Origin of the sequence: Pseudooceanicola sp. (assembly GCF_041987405.1) — a bacterium.
Classification (GTDB): domain Bacteria; phylum Pseudomonadota; class Alphaproteobacteria; order Rhodobacterales; family Rhodobacteraceae; genus Pseudooceanicola.
This window is the reverse complement of the sequence record NZ_JBHIWR010000001.1, coordinates 861,552-876,142: the sequence shown is the minus strand read 5'-3', so window position 1 is coordinate 876,142 and position 14,591 is coordinate 861,552. Positions and strand designations below refer to the sequence as shown.

16 protein-coding genes are annotated in these 14,591 nt (G+C 66.0%); 10 read left to right on the top strand and 6 right to left on the bottom strand.

The features are described from left to right. Positions 1 to 65 precede the first annotated feature (65 nt). Positions 66 to 1,571, top strand: coding sequence for a tryptophan halogenase family protein (locus tag ACFC2Y_RS03995; protein WP_375175344.1), 1,506 nt, complete (start codon positions 66 to 68; stop codon positions 1,569 to 1,571). Positions 1,572 to 1,592: 21 nt separating this feature from the next. Here the strand turns inward: ACFC2Y_RS03995 and ACFC2Y_RS03990 are convergent, their stop codons facing one another. From ACFC2Y_RS03990 to ftsY, 5 genes are all read right to left on the bottom strand, one after another. Continuing rightward, positions 1,593 to 2,195 (bottom strand): toxin-activating lysine-acyltransferase, encoded by a 603-nt coding sequence (locus ACFC2Y_RS03990; protein ID WP_375175345.1) that lies wholly within the window; start codon positions 2,193 to 2,195, stop codon positions 1,593 to 1,595. 173 nt (positions 2,196 to 2,368) lie between these two features. Then, on the bottom strand, positions 2,369 to 3,241 hold the full coding sequence (locus ACFC2Y_RS03985) for a carbon-nitrogen hydrolase family protein (RefSeq protein ID WP_375175346.1): 873 nt from the start codon (positions 3,239 to 3,241) through the stop codon (positions 2,369 to 2,371). Continuing rightward, positions 3,238 to 3,849: an inner membrane-spanning protein YciB gene (locus ACFC2Y_RS03980; protein ID WP_375175347.1), complete on the bottom strand. Its 612-nt coding sequence runs from the start codon at positions 3,847 to 3,849 to the stop codon at positions 3,238 to 3,240. The genes ACFC2Y_RS03985 and ACFC2Y_RS03980 overlap by 4 nt, the downstream gene beginning before the upstream one ends. 13 nt (positions 3,850 to 3,862) lie before the next feature. Beyond that, positions 3,863 to 4,765, bottom strand: coding sequence for an EamA family transporter (locus ACFC2Y_RS03975; RefSeq protein ID WP_375175348.1), 903 nt, complete (start codon positions 4,763 to 4,765; stop codon positions 3,863 to 3,865). Between the two features lie 244 nt (positions 4,766 to 5,009). Beyond that, on the bottom strand, positions 5,010 to 6,356 hold the full coding sequence (gene ftsY, locus ACFC2Y_RS03970) for a signal recognition particle-docking protein FtsY (protein WP_375175349.1): 1,347 nt from the start codon (positions 6,354 to 6,356) through the stop codon (positions 5,010 to 5,012). Between the two features lie 194 nt (positions 6,357 to 6,550). On the opposite strand from ftsY, the gene ACFC2Y_RS03965 reads away from it, so the two are divergent. Together ACFC2Y_RS03965 and ACFC2Y_RS03960 are read left to right on the top strand one after the other, a co-directional pair. Further along, on the top strand, positions 6,551 to 7,576 hold the full coding sequence (locus tag ACFC2Y_RS03965) for an alkane 1-monooxygenase (protein WP_375175350.1): 1,026 nt from the start codon (positions 6,551 to 6,553) through the stop codon (positions 7,574 to 7,576). Between the two features lie 30 nt (positions 7,577 to 7,606). Beyond that, complete coding sequence (locus ACFC2Y_RS03960) at positions 7,607 to 8,053, top strand: hypothetical protein (protein ID WP_375186405.1); 447 nt, start codon at positions 7,607 to 7,609, stop codon at positions 8,051 to 8,053. A gap of 7 nt (positions 8,054 to 8,060) precedes the next feature. On the opposite strand, the gene xseA is transcribed toward ACFC2Y_RS03960, so the two are convergent. Then, the gene (xseA, locus tag ACFC2Y_RS03955; RefSeq protein WP_375175352.1) at positions 8,061 to 9,665 is read right to left on the bottom strand and encodes an exodeoxyribonuclease VII large subunit; all 1,605 of its coding nucleotides are present in this window, start codon (positions 9,663 to 9,665) and stop codon (positions 8,061 to 8,063) included. Between the two features lie 233 nt (positions 9,666 to 9,898). On the opposite strand from xseA, the gene infA reads away from it, so the two are divergent. From infA to ACFC2Y_RS03920, 7 genes are all read left to right on the top strand, one after another. Beyond that, positions 9,899 to 10,117, top strand: a complete 219-nt coding sequence (infA, locus tag ACFC2Y_RS03950; RefSeq protein WP_010137880.1) for a translation initiation factor IF-1 — start codon at positions 9,899 to 9,901, stop codon at positions 10,115 to 10,117. 56 nt (positions 10,118 to 10,173) lie between these two features. After that, complete coding sequence (locus ACFC2Y_RS03945) at positions 10,174 to 10,749, top strand: Maf family protein (protein WP_375175353.1); 576 nt, start codon at positions 10,174 to 10,176, stop codon at positions 10,747 to 10,749. After that, a complete protein-coding gene (locus ACFC2Y_RS03940) occupies positions 10,746 to 11,807 on the top strand; it encodes a ribonuclease E/G (RefSeq protein WP_375175354.1) in 1,062 nt (353 codons plus the stop codon). Before ACFC2Y_RS03945 ends, ACFC2Y_RS03940 begins: the two co-directional genes overlap by 4 nt. Beyond that, positions 11,804 to 12,004, top strand: a complete 201-nt coding sequence (locus ACFC2Y_RS03935) for a DNA gyrase inhibitor YacG (protein WP_375175355.1) — start codon at positions 11,804 to 11,806, stop codon at positions 12,002 to 12,004. The genes ACFC2Y_RS03940 and ACFC2Y_RS03935 overlap by 4 nt, the downstream gene beginning before the upstream one ends. Positions 12,005 to 12,208: 204 nt before the next feature. Then, positions 12,209 to 13,528 carry a histidinol dehydrogenase gene (gene hisD, locus ACFC2Y_RS03930; protein WP_375175356.1) on the top strand — a complete coding sequence of 440 codons (1,320 nt, stop codon included), beginning with the start codon at positions 12,209 to 12,211 and terminating at the stop codon, positions 13,526 to 13,528. A gap of 108 nt (positions 13,529 to 13,636) precedes the next feature. Then, a complete protein-coding gene (locus ACFC2Y_RS03925) occupies positions 13,637 to 14,116 on the top strand; it encodes a UPF0262 family protein (RefSeq protein WP_375175357.1) in 480 nt (159 codons plus the stop codon). A gap of 3 nt (positions 14,117 to 14,119) precedes the next feature. Next, positions 14,120 to 14,581: a low molecular weight phosphatase family protein gene (locus ACFC2Y_RS03920; RefSeq protein WP_375175358.1), complete on the top strand. Its 462-nt coding sequence runs from the start codon at positions 14,120 to 14,122 to the stop codon at positions 14,579 to 14,581. Positions 14,582 to 14,591 lie beyond the last annotated feature (10 nt).

Sequence of the window (14,591 nt, the reverse complement as noted above, 5' to 3'; positions counted from 1 at the left end):
GGCGGGGTCTGACCGTGGTGATCCGCGCCTCTGGCGCACCCGGCGCCGCGTGGTAGCATCGTGACATGACCTCTCCCGGCTCCTTACCGCGGCGCGTGGTCATCCTCGGCGGCGGGACCGCTGGCTGGATGGCGGCCTCTGCACTGGCGAAATACTTTGGCGACGCCCTGGCCATCACTCTGGTGGAGTCGGAGGCCATCGGAACCATTGGTGTGGGCGAGGCGACAATCCCGCAGATCCGGCTGTTCAATTCCAGCCTCGGCATCGACGAACGGGATTTCCTGCGGGCGACCGGCGGCACGATCAAACTGGGGATCGAATTTGTCGGCTGGCATCGGGAGGGCGCACGGTACTTCCATGGCTTCGGGGATGTCGGACGGACCATCGGGCTGGTCCCGTTCCACCATTACTGGCTGCGCTACCGGGCCGAGGGCGGGGACCTGCCGCTGGATCATTTCATCCCCACCACCCGCGCCGCACGCGAGGGGCGCTACGGGCCTGCGCCGGGCGGCATGGGCGCGCGGCTTCCGGCCTCGGCCTATCATTTCGACGCCGCCCGCTATGCCGCCTTCCTGCGCGACTACGCCGAGGCACGGGGCGTGACGCGTCAGGAGGGCATCCTGAGGCGCGCCCTGCGAGACGGGGAAAGCGGCCATCTGACGGCCCTCGAACTGCAGGGCGGTCGGCAGGTCGAGGGAGATCTCTTCCTCGATTGCTCCGGCATGCGGGCCCTGTTGATCGAGGGGGAAATGCAGTCGGGGTTCGAGGATTGGTCGCATTGGCTGCCCTGCGATAGGGCCATCGCCATCCCGTCGGAGGGGGACGGGCAGCTGAACCCCTTCACCCGCGCCACCGCCCGCGCCGCAGGCTGGCAATGGGAAATTCCGCTACGCCATCGCACCGGCAATGGCCATGTCTACTCCAGCGCGCATCTGAGCGAGGAGGAGGCGCTGAAGACCCTGCTGGCCAACCTCCCTGGAACGCCCCTTGATGACCCCCGCACCATCCCCTTCCGCACCGGCAAGCGTCGCGAGATATGGAAGGGCAACTGCCTGGCCATCGGCCTCTCCAGCGGGTTCCTGGAGCCGCTGGAATCCACCAGCATCCACCTGATCCAGTCCGCGATCGCCCGGCTGATCGCATTATTTCCCGACCGGCGCCACGCCCCGGATCTGGCGGCGGAGTTCAACCGGCAGAGCGATCTGGAATATGCCTCGATCCGGGATTTCCTGATCCTGCACTACCACCTGACAGCGCGCGAGGGGTCGGAGTTCTGGCGCGAGTGCCGGGCCATGACCGTCCCCGACAGCCTGACCGCCAAGATGGAGCTCTTTCGTCGCACCGGCCGCTTCATCCGGGGCGAGGGCGATCTGTTCGACACGCCGAACTGGGTGCAGGTGATGTGGGGGCAGGGGATCAGCCCCGGGGGCTTCCACCCGATGGTCCGGGCGGCCTCGGCCCCCGATCTGGCGCAGTTCATCGCCAGGACGGCCGCCGAAACCGACGCTCAGGTCGCGACGCTTGGCCCGCATGCCGACTGGATCACCCGTCTGGCTGGGGACGGGGGCTGAAGGCCGCCGGTCCGGCCCGGTTCAGTCGGAGGCCCCGGCCCCCTCGGGTGTTTTCTTTGCGCCCATCTTCTCCAGCACCTCGGGATCAACAAGGCGCGTGATCAGCGGATGCAGCCGCAATTCGCCCTCTTTGACCACCTGACGGAAGTTGGCGATCACGGTCGTGATCGTCGACCGATCCTGCGCCACGACGTCGAGCAACCAGTTGATATTGCCGCTGTTCCATTCGTCGGGCTTCAACCGGATCGGAAATACGCCACTGGAGATCTGCTCGCGGATCTTGGCGTCCACCTCTTCGGACACGCTGGCCCAGATCCCGAAGCCCGCCATGTCGGCAACATCTGACTTTTCGGCGGCATTGGGATAGGCGATGGCGATCCTGTCGTGCAGCATCGGATCGAGGACCAGGTGCTGCAGGTCACCCAGCATCTGCGAGCGATAGCGCGGCATCATCATCAGGGCCATCACGACCTTGCCGAAATTCTCGCGCAGGGCAGAGCGGAGTTGATTGATCTTCTTCGCGACATCGGGGTCGATCTGCGAGGCATCCGCCATCTTGGTTTCGGACCCGTTCTTGCCATCCGTCTGGTCCGCCGCTTCCGTCTTGGTCGTCTTCTTTGCCATGTCCGTCGGCCTTCTCTCTGTCTTGCGTTCAAAAAAGTGTTTTCAATTAGGTTCTTGCAAGGATCTTGCCCCCGCGTGAATGTGCCTAACCAAAGGCGGCTTGGCCCTGTCTGTCAAGCCCGCAGGCTTCCGGCCGACCGAACACACTGTCCACACCCGTCCCGGGCGGGCGGTCAGGTCAGCGAAACTGACCGAACCTCTGCCTGTTCGGAGAGCGGCCAATCCGCACGCAGGCGCACACCGCCGGCCTTCCGCACCTGGCCCAGCACGCTCAGGTCGACATCCCCATAGGTCCAGCCCGGGGTATCCAGCTCCGCACTGGCGATCACGCCATCCTGCGGCAGGCCAACATCCGGCGGACAGAAAATCCCCCCGGCCCCATGGCTTACATCCACCGCCGACAGGGGAAACTGCCCGGTGAGGGAGGCCATCGCGGTATAGCACTGCCCCTCCAGCGCCCGGGCCATCGCGCCGATGCGCACGCGGGAATAGCCGCCAACGGTCTCCGTCGCCGAGGGGATCAACAACAGGTCCGCCCCGGCCTCCGTCAGGTGACGCGCCAGCAGGGGGAATTCGCAGTCATAGCAGATCAGTACACCGATCCGGCCTAGCGCGGTGTCGAACAGGGTAAGCGGCCCCTGGCCCGCGATGCACCAGGGGGTGACCTCCCAGGGGGTCATGATCAGTTTGTCCTGATATCTGATTGATCCATTGGGCGCGAGGAAGGCGGCGCGGTTGACCAACTGACCGCCATCCAGCTGCGGACCGGAGGGGGCGAGGATATGTACACCCTCCGCCACCGCCAGACCCGACAGAAAGGCATTCGCCCGGGGCAACAGCTCTGACACCGCCGCCGTCGCGCCCTCCAGATCCTCTGCTACGACCCCGACCAGCGAGGCCAGCTCCATCGCGCCATATTCGGGGAAAACCAGGATCTGCGCCCCTTCCCGGGCGGCCTCAGTCACCCAGGTGGTCAGCTTCGCCTCATAACCGGCCCAGTCAGCGAACCAGTCCAGCGGATAGGTTGCCGTGGCGATGCGGATCATTCTTCCTCCGCGGTGTCGGCCAGGGCATGATCGCGGAACAGACGGCTTTGCGCGATGAAGAAGATGAATAGCGCGGCGGTCAGCCCGAAGGTCTTGAAATAGACCCAGGTTTCGGTCGACTGCGTGCGCCAGATCACCTCGTTCGCCAGGGCAAGGCCGAAGAAGAACGCGCAGAGCCGCCGTGTCAGTTTCATCCAGCCCTCGTGGTCTAGCGGAACCAGTTCCTCCATCACGTGGCGCAGCCAGCTCTGCCCGCGCAACAGGCCGAGGCCCAGGATGCCGCCGAATAGCAGATAGATCAGCGTCGGCTTGATCTTGAAGAACCGGTCGTCATTCAGCCAGACCGACAGCCCGCCAAAGACCGTGACCAGCACCGCCGTCACGATCTGCATCTTCGAGAGATGGCCGGTCAGCTTCCACAGGATCGCGGTGGAGGCGAGGATCAGCGGGATGAAGGCGGCCGTGACGAGGATGAACCCGTCATACTCCGTCCCGCCGATGGTGAAGACCCGGTCCTTCAGTTTCACATAGGCCGCGAAGAACAGGACGATCGGTCCCAGTTCCAGCCCAGTCTTCAGCCAGGGGTTCACTTTGTTTTGGTCCGTCATGATCTCTCCTGCTTCAGCCGCCAACTTCCACGATCACGGCGCCAAGGGCAATGAGCGTCATCAGCGCGATCCGACGCGGCCCCACGGTTTCCTTCAGGATCAGCCAGCCGATCAGCGCCGCAAAGACGGTCGAGGTTTCGCGCAGGACCGCCGCTTCGCCCACCTTGTCCAGTCGCGTGGCCAGCATGACCGAGCCGAAAGAGCCGAAGGCGATCAGCGCCCCGGTGATGCCGAGCCGGGCCAGATGGACCGGATCGGGCCGGTCCGACATCCGCCGCCAGCGCAGCGCCGCCAGGATGGGCATGTCCACCGAACAGATCACGAAGAACCAGGCGAGGAAGGTGAAGGGATCGGGCGTGGCCCGGATCGCATAGGCGTCATAGGTGGTATAGAGCGCGACCAGCCCGCCGGTCCCCGCCGCCAGCCAGAGCGCAGGCACCAGCGTTTCCCGCGCCACCTCGATCGTGACCAGATTGTAGAGCGCCAGTCCGAAAATCCCCATCAACAACACGATCACGCCGAACCATTGCGTCAGGGTGAAGACCTCTCCAAAGACGATCCAGGCCGCGAAGACGGTAAAGACCGGACCCATGCCCCGCACCACCGGATAGACCACGGTGAAGGCCCCGCGCGAATAGGCCAGCGCCATGCCCAGCTTGTAGGTGAAATGGATCGGCAGGGCGCCCAGAATAAGCAGCCACTCCGTCCCCTGCGGCCAAGGCACGAGGAAAAGGGCCAAGGGCAGGCTGATGATGACCTGCGCCGTGTCGATCGCCCCACGCGACAGCCAGGGGTCGATCCGCCCCTTCTGGAGCGAGCCGAAGACCGCATGCAGAAAGGCCGCCAGCAGGGCAAGCAGCATCGCCGCCGTATGCCCCGCCTCGGTCCCTTCGATGGAGATGATCCAATCGCTCATGCGGCTAGATCACGGTTGCCGTTTGGGTGGTCGGGCGGAGGGGCCGCCGGGGAGGGTTTTGGCAGACGCCTGGTAGAGCAAAGGGTTGAGGCCCCGGCGCAGGGCCGGGGCAGCGACCACCCCTGTCCCGGCCCTGAGCCGGGACCTCGCGGCCGCAATGCCATGACCTCCCGGCCTTGGGCCGGGACCCCACCACAGCGGTGCACACCGACATCGCGCCGCATGCTGTCAGACCCCGAACCGCTCAGCTGTCCGCTCCGGTCAGGGCGCGGGCGAATTCCTCCGGATCGAAGGGCGCAAGATCGTCGATCTGTTCCCCCACGCCAATCGCGTGGATGGGCAGGCCGAACTTGTCCGCCAGCGCGACCAGCACACCGCCCTTGGCCGTGCCGTCGAGTTTCGTCATCACGAGGCCGGAGACATCGGCCATCTTGCGGAAGGTCTCGACCTGGCTCAGCGCGTTCTGGCCTGTCGTCGCATCCAGCACCAGCAGCGTGTTGTGGGGGGCGGAGGGGTCCTTCTTGCGCAGCACGCGCACGATCTTGGCCAGCTCTTCCATCAGGTCCTGGCGGTTCTGCAGCCGCCCGGCCGTGTCGATCATCAGCAGGTCCGCACCGTCCGCCTCGGCCTTTTCCAGCGCATCATAGGCCAGCGCGGCAGGATCGGACCCTTCGGCGGCCTTCAACACGGGCACACCCGCCCTGTCGCCCCAGATCTCCAGCTGTTCGACAGCAGCGGCCCTAAACGTATCGCCCGCCGCGATCACCACCGATTTCCCGGCGGCGCGGAACTGGCTGGCCAGCTTGCCGATGGTCGTCGTCTTGCCCGATCCGTTCACCCCGACCACCAGTACCACCTGCGGCTTCTTGGGGAAAAGCGGCAATGGCTTGGCCACCGGTTCCATGATCCGGGTGACCTCCTGCGCCAGTAGGTCCTTGATCTCGGCCGTCGACAAGCGGCGGCCCATGCGCCCCTCGGCCATATTGGCGGCGACGCGCAGCGCCGTGTCGACCCCCATGTCCGAGGTGATCAGCAGCTCTTCCAACTGTTCCAGCATGTCGTCGTCCAGCACCCGGCGCACCACCGGCGCCGCGTCCCGGCGGCCAAAGATCCGCGACAGCAGCCCGCCTTCGCGCGGGGTGTCTTCCGCGGGGCTCTCGACGGGCACTTCCGCGGGTGCGGTCGGGGCAGGTTCCGGCGCGGGAGAGGGGACCTCCGTCGGCGCGGCGGGGGGCACCTCCGGCGGGGGCGCGGGGGAGATATCGGGCCGGTCCGGTTCCGGCCCGCGCGGTGCTGGGGCGGGGTCCTCGGGCTCCGGCAGGTCGGGAACCTCGGGCTTCGGCGCGGGTTCGGGCTCCGGCACGGGCATTGGCTCCGGCGCAGGCTCCGGTTCGGGCGTGGGCTTGACCTCCGGCGTGTCGGGGACCTCCGGCTCCGGCTCCGGCGTCGGGGTCGGCTGCTCTGGCTCCGGCGCAGAGCTTTCGCCCGCCGGCTCTTCAACGCCCCCGTCGGCCACGATCGCATCCAGCCCCTCTTCGAGCTTGGACGAGGACTTGAACAACCGGTCCTTGAGTTTCGAGAAAAAGGCCATGCGGGCTCCGTCTGCGGTGGTCGGCTAACACCTAATGCGCCCGGCAGGGAAGGGGAAGGGTATTGGCGACAATCCCGCCGACTGCCCCCACAGACCTTGTCGGCCCCGGCGCTTTTGCGCTAGGCGGACCGGCACCGAATGCGATAAAAGGTGCCAAAGGGCGTCAAGCCTTCGAAAGACGAGGTAGAGCGGACATGATCGGATTCCTGATCGCAACACTCCTGCCCATCCCGCTGTTGATCATCGGGACGGCCATGGGCGGTGAAATCGGCTGGGCCGTCCTTGTCTATCTGACACTGTTCACCGCCCTGCTGGACCACGCCCTGCCGCGCAGTTGGCGCAATCAGGACGCAGCCCAGGAATTCAAGACCGGTCACGGCCTATCCATCGCGCTTGGCGTGGCGCATCTATTCCTGCTGGTCATCGCGGTGCGCTACCTTGGCGGGCCGGGCGGGGCGGAGGGCTGGGATATCCTGCCCCTTGTGCTGGCCTACGGTGTCTATTTCGGCCAGGTCAGCCATCCGAATGCGCATGAGCTGATCCACCGGTCCGGCCGCGAGGCGGTGCAACTGGGCAAGATCGTCTATACCTCGTTGCTTTTCGGTCATCATGCCTCCTCGCACCCGAAGATCCACCATATTTACGTCGCCACCCCCTATGACCCCAATTCCGCCATGCCCGGCGAAAGCTTCTACCGCTTCTTCTTCCGGGCCTGGATCGGATCCTTCCGCGAAGGCTGGCGGATCGAGCGGCATGATCTGAAACGCGCGGGCCGTCCCTGGACCGCGCATCCCTATATCGGCTACGTCTTCGGCGGGATCGGCTTTGTCGGGCTGGCCTGGCTGCTGGCCGACTGGCCGGGTGTCCTTGTGCTTCTGGCCATGGCCGGGATGGCGCAGCTTCAGATTCTTCTGTCCGACTATGTCCAGCATTACGGGTTGGAACGCGGCGAGGCGCCGGACGGCAAGCTGGACCCGGTGCGCCCGATCCACAGCTGGAACAGCCCGCATCGTATGTCCTCTGCCATGATGCTGAATGCCTCGCGCCATTCCGACCACCACATGCATCCCGGCCGGATTTACCCGGGCCTGCAGATCGACCCCAAGGAAATGCCGATGCTGCCCCGGTCCCTGCCGGTCATGGCGGTTGTTGCCCTTTTCCCGCCGCTCTGGCGCAAGATCATGAACCCGCGTCTGCTGACATGGCAAAGCCGGTTCTGAGCGGCGCGCAAGGTGGCGCCGATCACATGAATGTCGCTGGCCGCGCTGGCGCCGGTCTGGCAGGCTGACCTTATGAAACACCCGATCCTTTTGCTGCTCGCCACGCTTATTGCCGCCCCGGTTGCGGCCCAGTCCCCAATGACGGCGGCGGAATTCGATGCCTATTCCCGGGGCAAGACCTTCTATTACGGCTCCATGGGAGAGGCCTACGGCGTCGAGCAATATTTCGACAACCGGCGGGTCAAATGGTCCTTTCTGGATGGGCAGTGCTCGGATGGCGTCTGGTATGAACGCGACGGGCTGATCTGCTTCGAATACGAAGAGGTCGTGGACCCCAACCCGCAATGCTGGACCTTCTTCAAGGGGCCCTCCGGGCTGATCGCTCAGTTCGAGGGCGATCCGGAGCAGACCACCCTTTACGAAGTGCAGAACGCGGATGAGCCGATGACCTGCCTCGGGCCGGAGGTCGGCGTCTAATACCCGCTCAGAACAAGCTGCCCTGTTCCGGCGGCGTGTCTTTCTTGGTGGTCCTGGGCTTCGCCGATTTGGGTTCTGTCGCCCGTGGTTGGGGCGCCTCGGTCGCTGACCCCCGGCCAACCGCCAGCGTGCCATCCGCGAACTGGATCGCCAACTCGGCCGCCTCGACGGCCTGCGCCCGGCGGGTCATCACCTGGCCCGCGCCGTCGCGCACCACGGCATAGCCCCGCTCCAGCGTTGCCTCGTACCCGAGCGTCGCGCGCAGCCGGTCCAGCGCAGCCAGCCGGTCGCGCCGCGTTTCCACCCCGCGCCGGGCCACATCGGCAAAGCGGGCGGCCAGCCGGTCCAGGTCCTGCCGCTGCCGGTCGAGGCCCCGGCGCATGGCCGCAGGCTGCGTCGCCAACCGCCCCGTCCAGAGGTCGAGCGTCTCGCGCCGCCGCGACACCCCGCGGTCCAGCGCCGTGGGCAGTCGGTCGGCCCATCCCGTAACCCGCTGACGTTCCTGCGCGATCCGCCCGCGCAGAACCCCGGGTTTCAGTGCCCCCGCCGTCTCGGACAGGCTGACCCGTCGCGCCGCGACCCCACGGCGCAGCGCATTCGGTAGCCGGTCGGCCCAAGTGTCCAGCCGCTGCCGCGCGCTTTCGGTCAGGCGTTCCGGCCGGGGCAGGGCGCGCGACAGATCGGCCAGTCGCTGCCGCCGCGACAGCACCGCCTGCCCCTGGGCGCGCACCAGCCGCGCCTGCATATCCGCCGCCCAGCCCAGCAATTCCGTCCGCACCGGCACGGCCAGCTCTGCCGCCGCTGTCGGCGTGGGCGCCCGCCGGTCGGAAACAAAGTCGATCAGCGTCGTATCCGTCTCATGCCCCACGGCAGAGATCAGCGGGATCTCCGACCCCGCCGCGGCCCGGGCCACGACCTCCTCGTTGAAGCCCCAGAGGTCCTCGATCGAGCCGCCCCCCCGCGCCACGATCAGCACATCGGGCCGCGGCACCGGGCCATTCGGCGACAGGCGGTTGAACCCTTCGATGGCCGTGGCGACCTCCGCCGCGCATCTCTGCCCCTGCACGGCGACCGGCCAGATCAGCACATGCACCGGGAAGCGGTCGCGCAGCCGGTGCAGGATATCCCGGATCACCGCGCCGGAGGGCGAGGTCACCACGCCGATCACCTTGGGCAGATAGGGCAGGGGGCGCTTTCGCTCCGCCGCGAAGAGCCCCTCCGCCTGCAGCATCGCCTTGCGCTTTTCCAGCAGGGCCATCAGCGCCCCGGCGCCGGCCGGTTCGACATTGTCGACGATCAGCTGGTATTTCGACTGGCCCGGAAAGGTTGTCATTCGACCGGTGGCAATGACCTCCATCCCCTCCTCGGGCTGGACCTGCATCCGTGCCACCTGACCCTTCCAGCTGACTGCGGCCAGCACCGACCGGTCATCCTTCAGGTCGAAATACATATGACCCGACCGGGGCCGCGACACGCGCCCCACCTCTGCCCGAACACGGACATAGCCGAACTGGCCCTCGATGGTCTTCTTGACTGCGCCCGACAGCTCGCTGACGGTAAACTCATGCGCATTGCCACCGGGTCCCGGGGTCTCGTCTTCGAACAGGTCCATGCATCCCTCCGTTGCCCGCACCCTAAGGCCGGTGCCGCCGCTCTGCCAGCCCGTCCCTCTTCTTCTGGGCGAAAATACTTCGGGGGATTGATCAACAGGCGCAAGGCGGCAGCACCGGGATGTGGCCCTCTCCGCCGCCGTGATCACGCATATTCCACTTGAAAACCCGGCAAAGAAGGATCATTTAACGCGCACCCGCGCGAATTCGCGGGCAACGCAGCAATGGAGACTACATGGCCAAGGAAGACATTCTCGAATTCCCCGGCGTCGTGAAGGAACTCCTGCCCAATGCGACTTTCCGGGTCGAACTCGAGAACGGCCATGAAATCATCGCACATACGGCAGGCAAGATGCGCAAGAACCGCATCCGTGTTCTGGCCGGCGACAAGGTGCAGGTCGAAATGACCCCCTATGATCTGACCAAGGGTCGGATCAACTACCGCTTCAAGTAAGACCGCGCGCCCCGGCCCATCCGCCGGGGCCCCGCGACCAAGGCAGGAGGCCCGCCGTGAAACTGATCCTCGGCTCCGGCAGCCCGCGTCGCCTCGACCTTCTGGCGACCCTCGGGATCACCCCCGACGACATCCGCCCCCCCGACATCGACGAAACGCCCCTCAAGGGCGAGTTGCCGCGCGCCTATTGCGCCCGGATCACCCGCGCAAAGGTCGAGGCCGTTACGGCAGACGCCGACGACATCGTCCTCTGCGCCGACACCACCGTCGCCCTGGGCCGCCGGATCATGGGCAAGCCCGCCGACGCGGGCCAGGCGGCCGAATTCCTCCTCGCCATGTCAGGGCGTCGCCACCGCGTCATCACCGCCATCGCGGTGCGTCGTGGGGCACAGGTCTGGACCCGTGACGTAGTAACGACCGTGAAGATGAAGCGCCTCTCCGACACCGAACTCAACGCCTATCTCGCCACGAACGACTGGCAGGGCAAGGCGGGCGCCTATGGTATCCAAGGCCCGGCCGGGGCCTTTATCCCCTGGATCCAGGGCAGCTATACTGCCGTCATGGGCTTGCCCGTTGCCGAAACCGCCGCGCTGCTGACCGCCGCCGGCTACCCCGTCTGGAGCGCCGAATGAAAGGCCAGCTGATCCTTCTCGACCACCTCACAGGCCCCGATGGCCCGGTGGAGGCCGCCGCCCTGATGCGCGATGGCCGTCTCGAGGACCTCTTTATCGACAGCGACGCCCCGCGCCCCGGGGCGATCTACCGCGCCAAGGCCGACCGCCCGGTGAAGGGTCAGGGCGGCATGTTCCTGACCACGCCCGACGGCCCCGCCTTCCTGCGCCAGGTCAAGGGCCTGTCTCCGGGCGCGCCGCTGCTGGTGCAGGTGACGGGGCATGCGGAACCCGGCAAGGCGATCCCGGTGACCACCAAGCTCCTGTTCAAAAGCCGCTATGCCATCGTCACCCCCGGCGCCCCGGGAATCAACGTCTCCCGCCAGATCAAGGATGACGAGACCCGCGATGCCCTGCTTGAGATCGCCCATGACACGCTGGACGGCCACCCGATCCACGATCATGAGGGCGGGCTGATCCTGCGCTCCTCCTGCGCCGAGGCGGAAGGCGACGCGGTGGCCGAAGATATCGCCGCCATGGCCGACCTGGCCGTGCAGGTGCTGAACGACGCCGAGGGCGAGGCCGAGAAGCTGACCGAGGGCGACGGCCCCCATGCCATGGCCTGGCGCGAATGGGTCACCCCCGCGCAGATCGAGACCGAAGCGGGTTGTTTCGCCCACCACGGCGTGCACGAGAAGATCGAGGCGCTCTTCCGCCCCGAGGTCGCGCTCGGCTCCGCCACTGTTTTCATCGAACCGACCCGCGCCTTTACGGCCGTGGATGTGAACACCGGCGCGGATACCTCGCTCGCCGCGGGGCTGAAGGCCAACCTCGCCCTGGCCCGCGACCTGCCGCGTCAGCTGCGCCTGCGGGGTCTGGGCGGCGTGGTCATCCTGGATCTCGCCCCCATGCCGAAAAAGGACCGCCGCAGTTTCGAGGGCGCGCTGCGGGCGGCACTCAAAACCGATGACACGGATACGGTCATGGCAGGCTGGACGCCCCTCGGCAATTACGAGCTTCAGCGCAAACGCGCCCGCCAGCCCCTGACCGACATCGTGACGGAGGAGATGCTGCAATGAGCTGCCCGATCTGCCACAAACCCTCAGACGCGAAATTCCGCCCCTTCTGCTCCAAGCACTGCGCCGACGTGGACCTCGCCCGCTGGTTCAAGGGCGGCTATTCCATCCCCTCGACCGATCCAGAGGATATGGAGAAGGCCTTCGAGGCCATCGAACGCGGCGAGACCGGCGAGGACGACGAACCGACACGGCATTGAGGGGGGCGTTATCCTCGGGCTTGACCCGAGGATCTCCCGCCACCCCGAGCGCCCTTGATCCGGAGATCTCCAGACCAAGTCCAAGGATGGCGGGTACGCGGGCCGTCGGGGCGGACCCGGGGCGAGCCCCCCAATCCAAAACCTCCCCGCCACTTGTGAGCCGCGCCCACGCCCGGTAACAAGCGCCGACAGATGGAGAGTGCCATGCCCCACATCCTCAACACGACCGACACCGATTTCGAGACCCGTTTCACCGAGTTGCTGACCATGAAGCGCGAGGACAGCCCGGATGTGGACGACGTGGTGGCCGGGATCATCGCCGATGTCCGGGCCCGCGGGGACGCCGCCGTGATCGAACTGACCTCGAAATTCGACAGACTGGACCTCACGCCGGAAACCCTGGCCTTCTCTACAGAGGAAATCGACGCCCAATGCGCCCTCGTCACCCCCGAGGAACGCAGCGCATTGGACCTGGCCGCCGACCGGATCCGCGCCTACCACGTCCGCCAGATGCCCGAGGATGCGAACTGGACCGACCCGGATGGCGCGACCCTCGGCTGGCGTTGGACGGCGGTCTCCGCCGCCGGGCTCTATGTGCCGGGCGGCATCGCCTCCTACCCCTCCTCGATGCTGATGAATGCCATCCCCGCCAAGGTCGCGGGGGTCGGACGTCTGGCGGTCTGCGTGCCCACGCCGGATGGCAAGGTGAACCCGCTGGTCCTCTACGCCGCCCGCCTCGCCGGGGTGGACGAAATCTACCGCGTTGGCGGCGCGCAGGCGATTGCCGCCCTGGCCTACGGCACCGACACGATCGCCCCGGTGGACAAGATCACCGGGCCCGGCAACGCCTTTGTCGCCGCCGCCAAGCGTCGGGTCTTTGGCAAGGTCGGGATTGACATGATCGCGGGCCCGTCCGAAATCCTCGTCATCGCCGATGTTGACAATGACCCCGACTGGATCGCGCTGGACCTGATGAGCCAGGCGGAACACGACGAAAGCGCGCAGTCGATCCTGATCACCACGGACGCGGCCTTTGGTCAGGCCGTCAGCGACGCGGTGGATGCCCGCCTGAAAACGCTGGACCGCCGCGAGATCGCAGGAAAATCCTGGGGCGACAACGGCGCGATCATCACCGTCCGAGATCTGGAGGAGGCCGCCGCTCTGTCCAACCGCATCGCCCCGGAACACTTGGAGCTTTGCGTGGCCGACCCCGAGGCGCTGGCAGAAGACTGCACCCATGCAGGGGCGATCTTCCTTGGCCAATGGACGCCGGAGGCCATCGGCGACTATGTCGGCGGCCCCAACCACGTCCTGCCCACGGCGCGCTCTGCGCGGTTCTCCTCCGGCCTGTCGGTCATGGATTTCCTCAAACGGACCACCCTGGCCCGGATGACGCCTGCGGCCCTTGCAGCCATCGGCCCCGCCGCCGAAACTCTTGCCGCCTCGGAAAGCCTTGAGGCGCATGGCCTTTCCGTTCGCGCCCGCCTTGAGCGTGTGAATGACGACCTGAAAAATCGCGGGTGACATTCACATAGTTTTTAACCAAAGTTCACATAGACGTGGAAATTTGCTGCGCCGCAGCATAGATTGGAAGGCAGGGAGACCTGCAACCGATCAGAGGGAACCGGACCGATGTCCTATATTGCCCAAATCGAGTTGGACGACCGCAATCTGCCGCCGCCCACCCCGGAGATTGAACAGGAACGCCGCGTGGCGATGTTCGATCTGTTGGAAGAAAACAGTTTCAGCCTGCCCAAGCGGGACGACCGCCTTGTGCCCGACGGGCCCTACAAGATCGGCCTGTCGATTCAGGACAAACGCCTGGTCTTTGACGTCCAGACCGAAAACGACAGCCCCGCTGCACAGTTCATCATGTCGCTCGGTCCTTTCCGCCAGGTGGTGAAGGACTATTTCGCCATCTGCAAAAGCTATTTCGACGCGGTCAAGAACCTGCCGCCCGCGCAGATCGAAACCATCGACATGGCCCGCCGCGGCATCCATGACGAAGGCGCCCGCATTCTTGTCGAACGCCTCGAAGGCAAGGCCGATGTTGACCATGACACCGCCCGCCGGCTTTTCACCCTGATCTGCGTCCTGCATTTCGGAGCCTGACCTGTGGCAGCAGAACTTCCGCAATCCATCCTGTTCTGCTGCGACCACAACGCCGTCCGCTCTCCCATGGCCGAAGGCATCATGAAGAAGTTCTACGGCACCGACACCTACGTCCAGTCCGCAGGCTGCCACAACGATCTGGAAATCGACGGCTTTGCCATCGCCGTCTGCGAAGAGATCGGGGTGGAGCTGTCGCGGCACCAGTCCCGCTCCTTCGACGAGATGGCAAAGTTCGGGGATGACCTTTCCAGCTTCGACATGATCGTGGCCCTGTCCTCGGCCAGCCAGAAACGCGCGCTGGACCTGACCAAGTTCTATCACCTCACGGTCGATTTCTGGCCGATCATGGACCCCACGGGCATCGGCGAAACGCGGGAGCAGAAGCTGAACGCCTATCGCCAGTGCCGCGATCAGATCATCGACAACCTGCAACGCCGTTTCGGCCCGCCGATCCTGGCCCCCTGAAGGCAAAGAC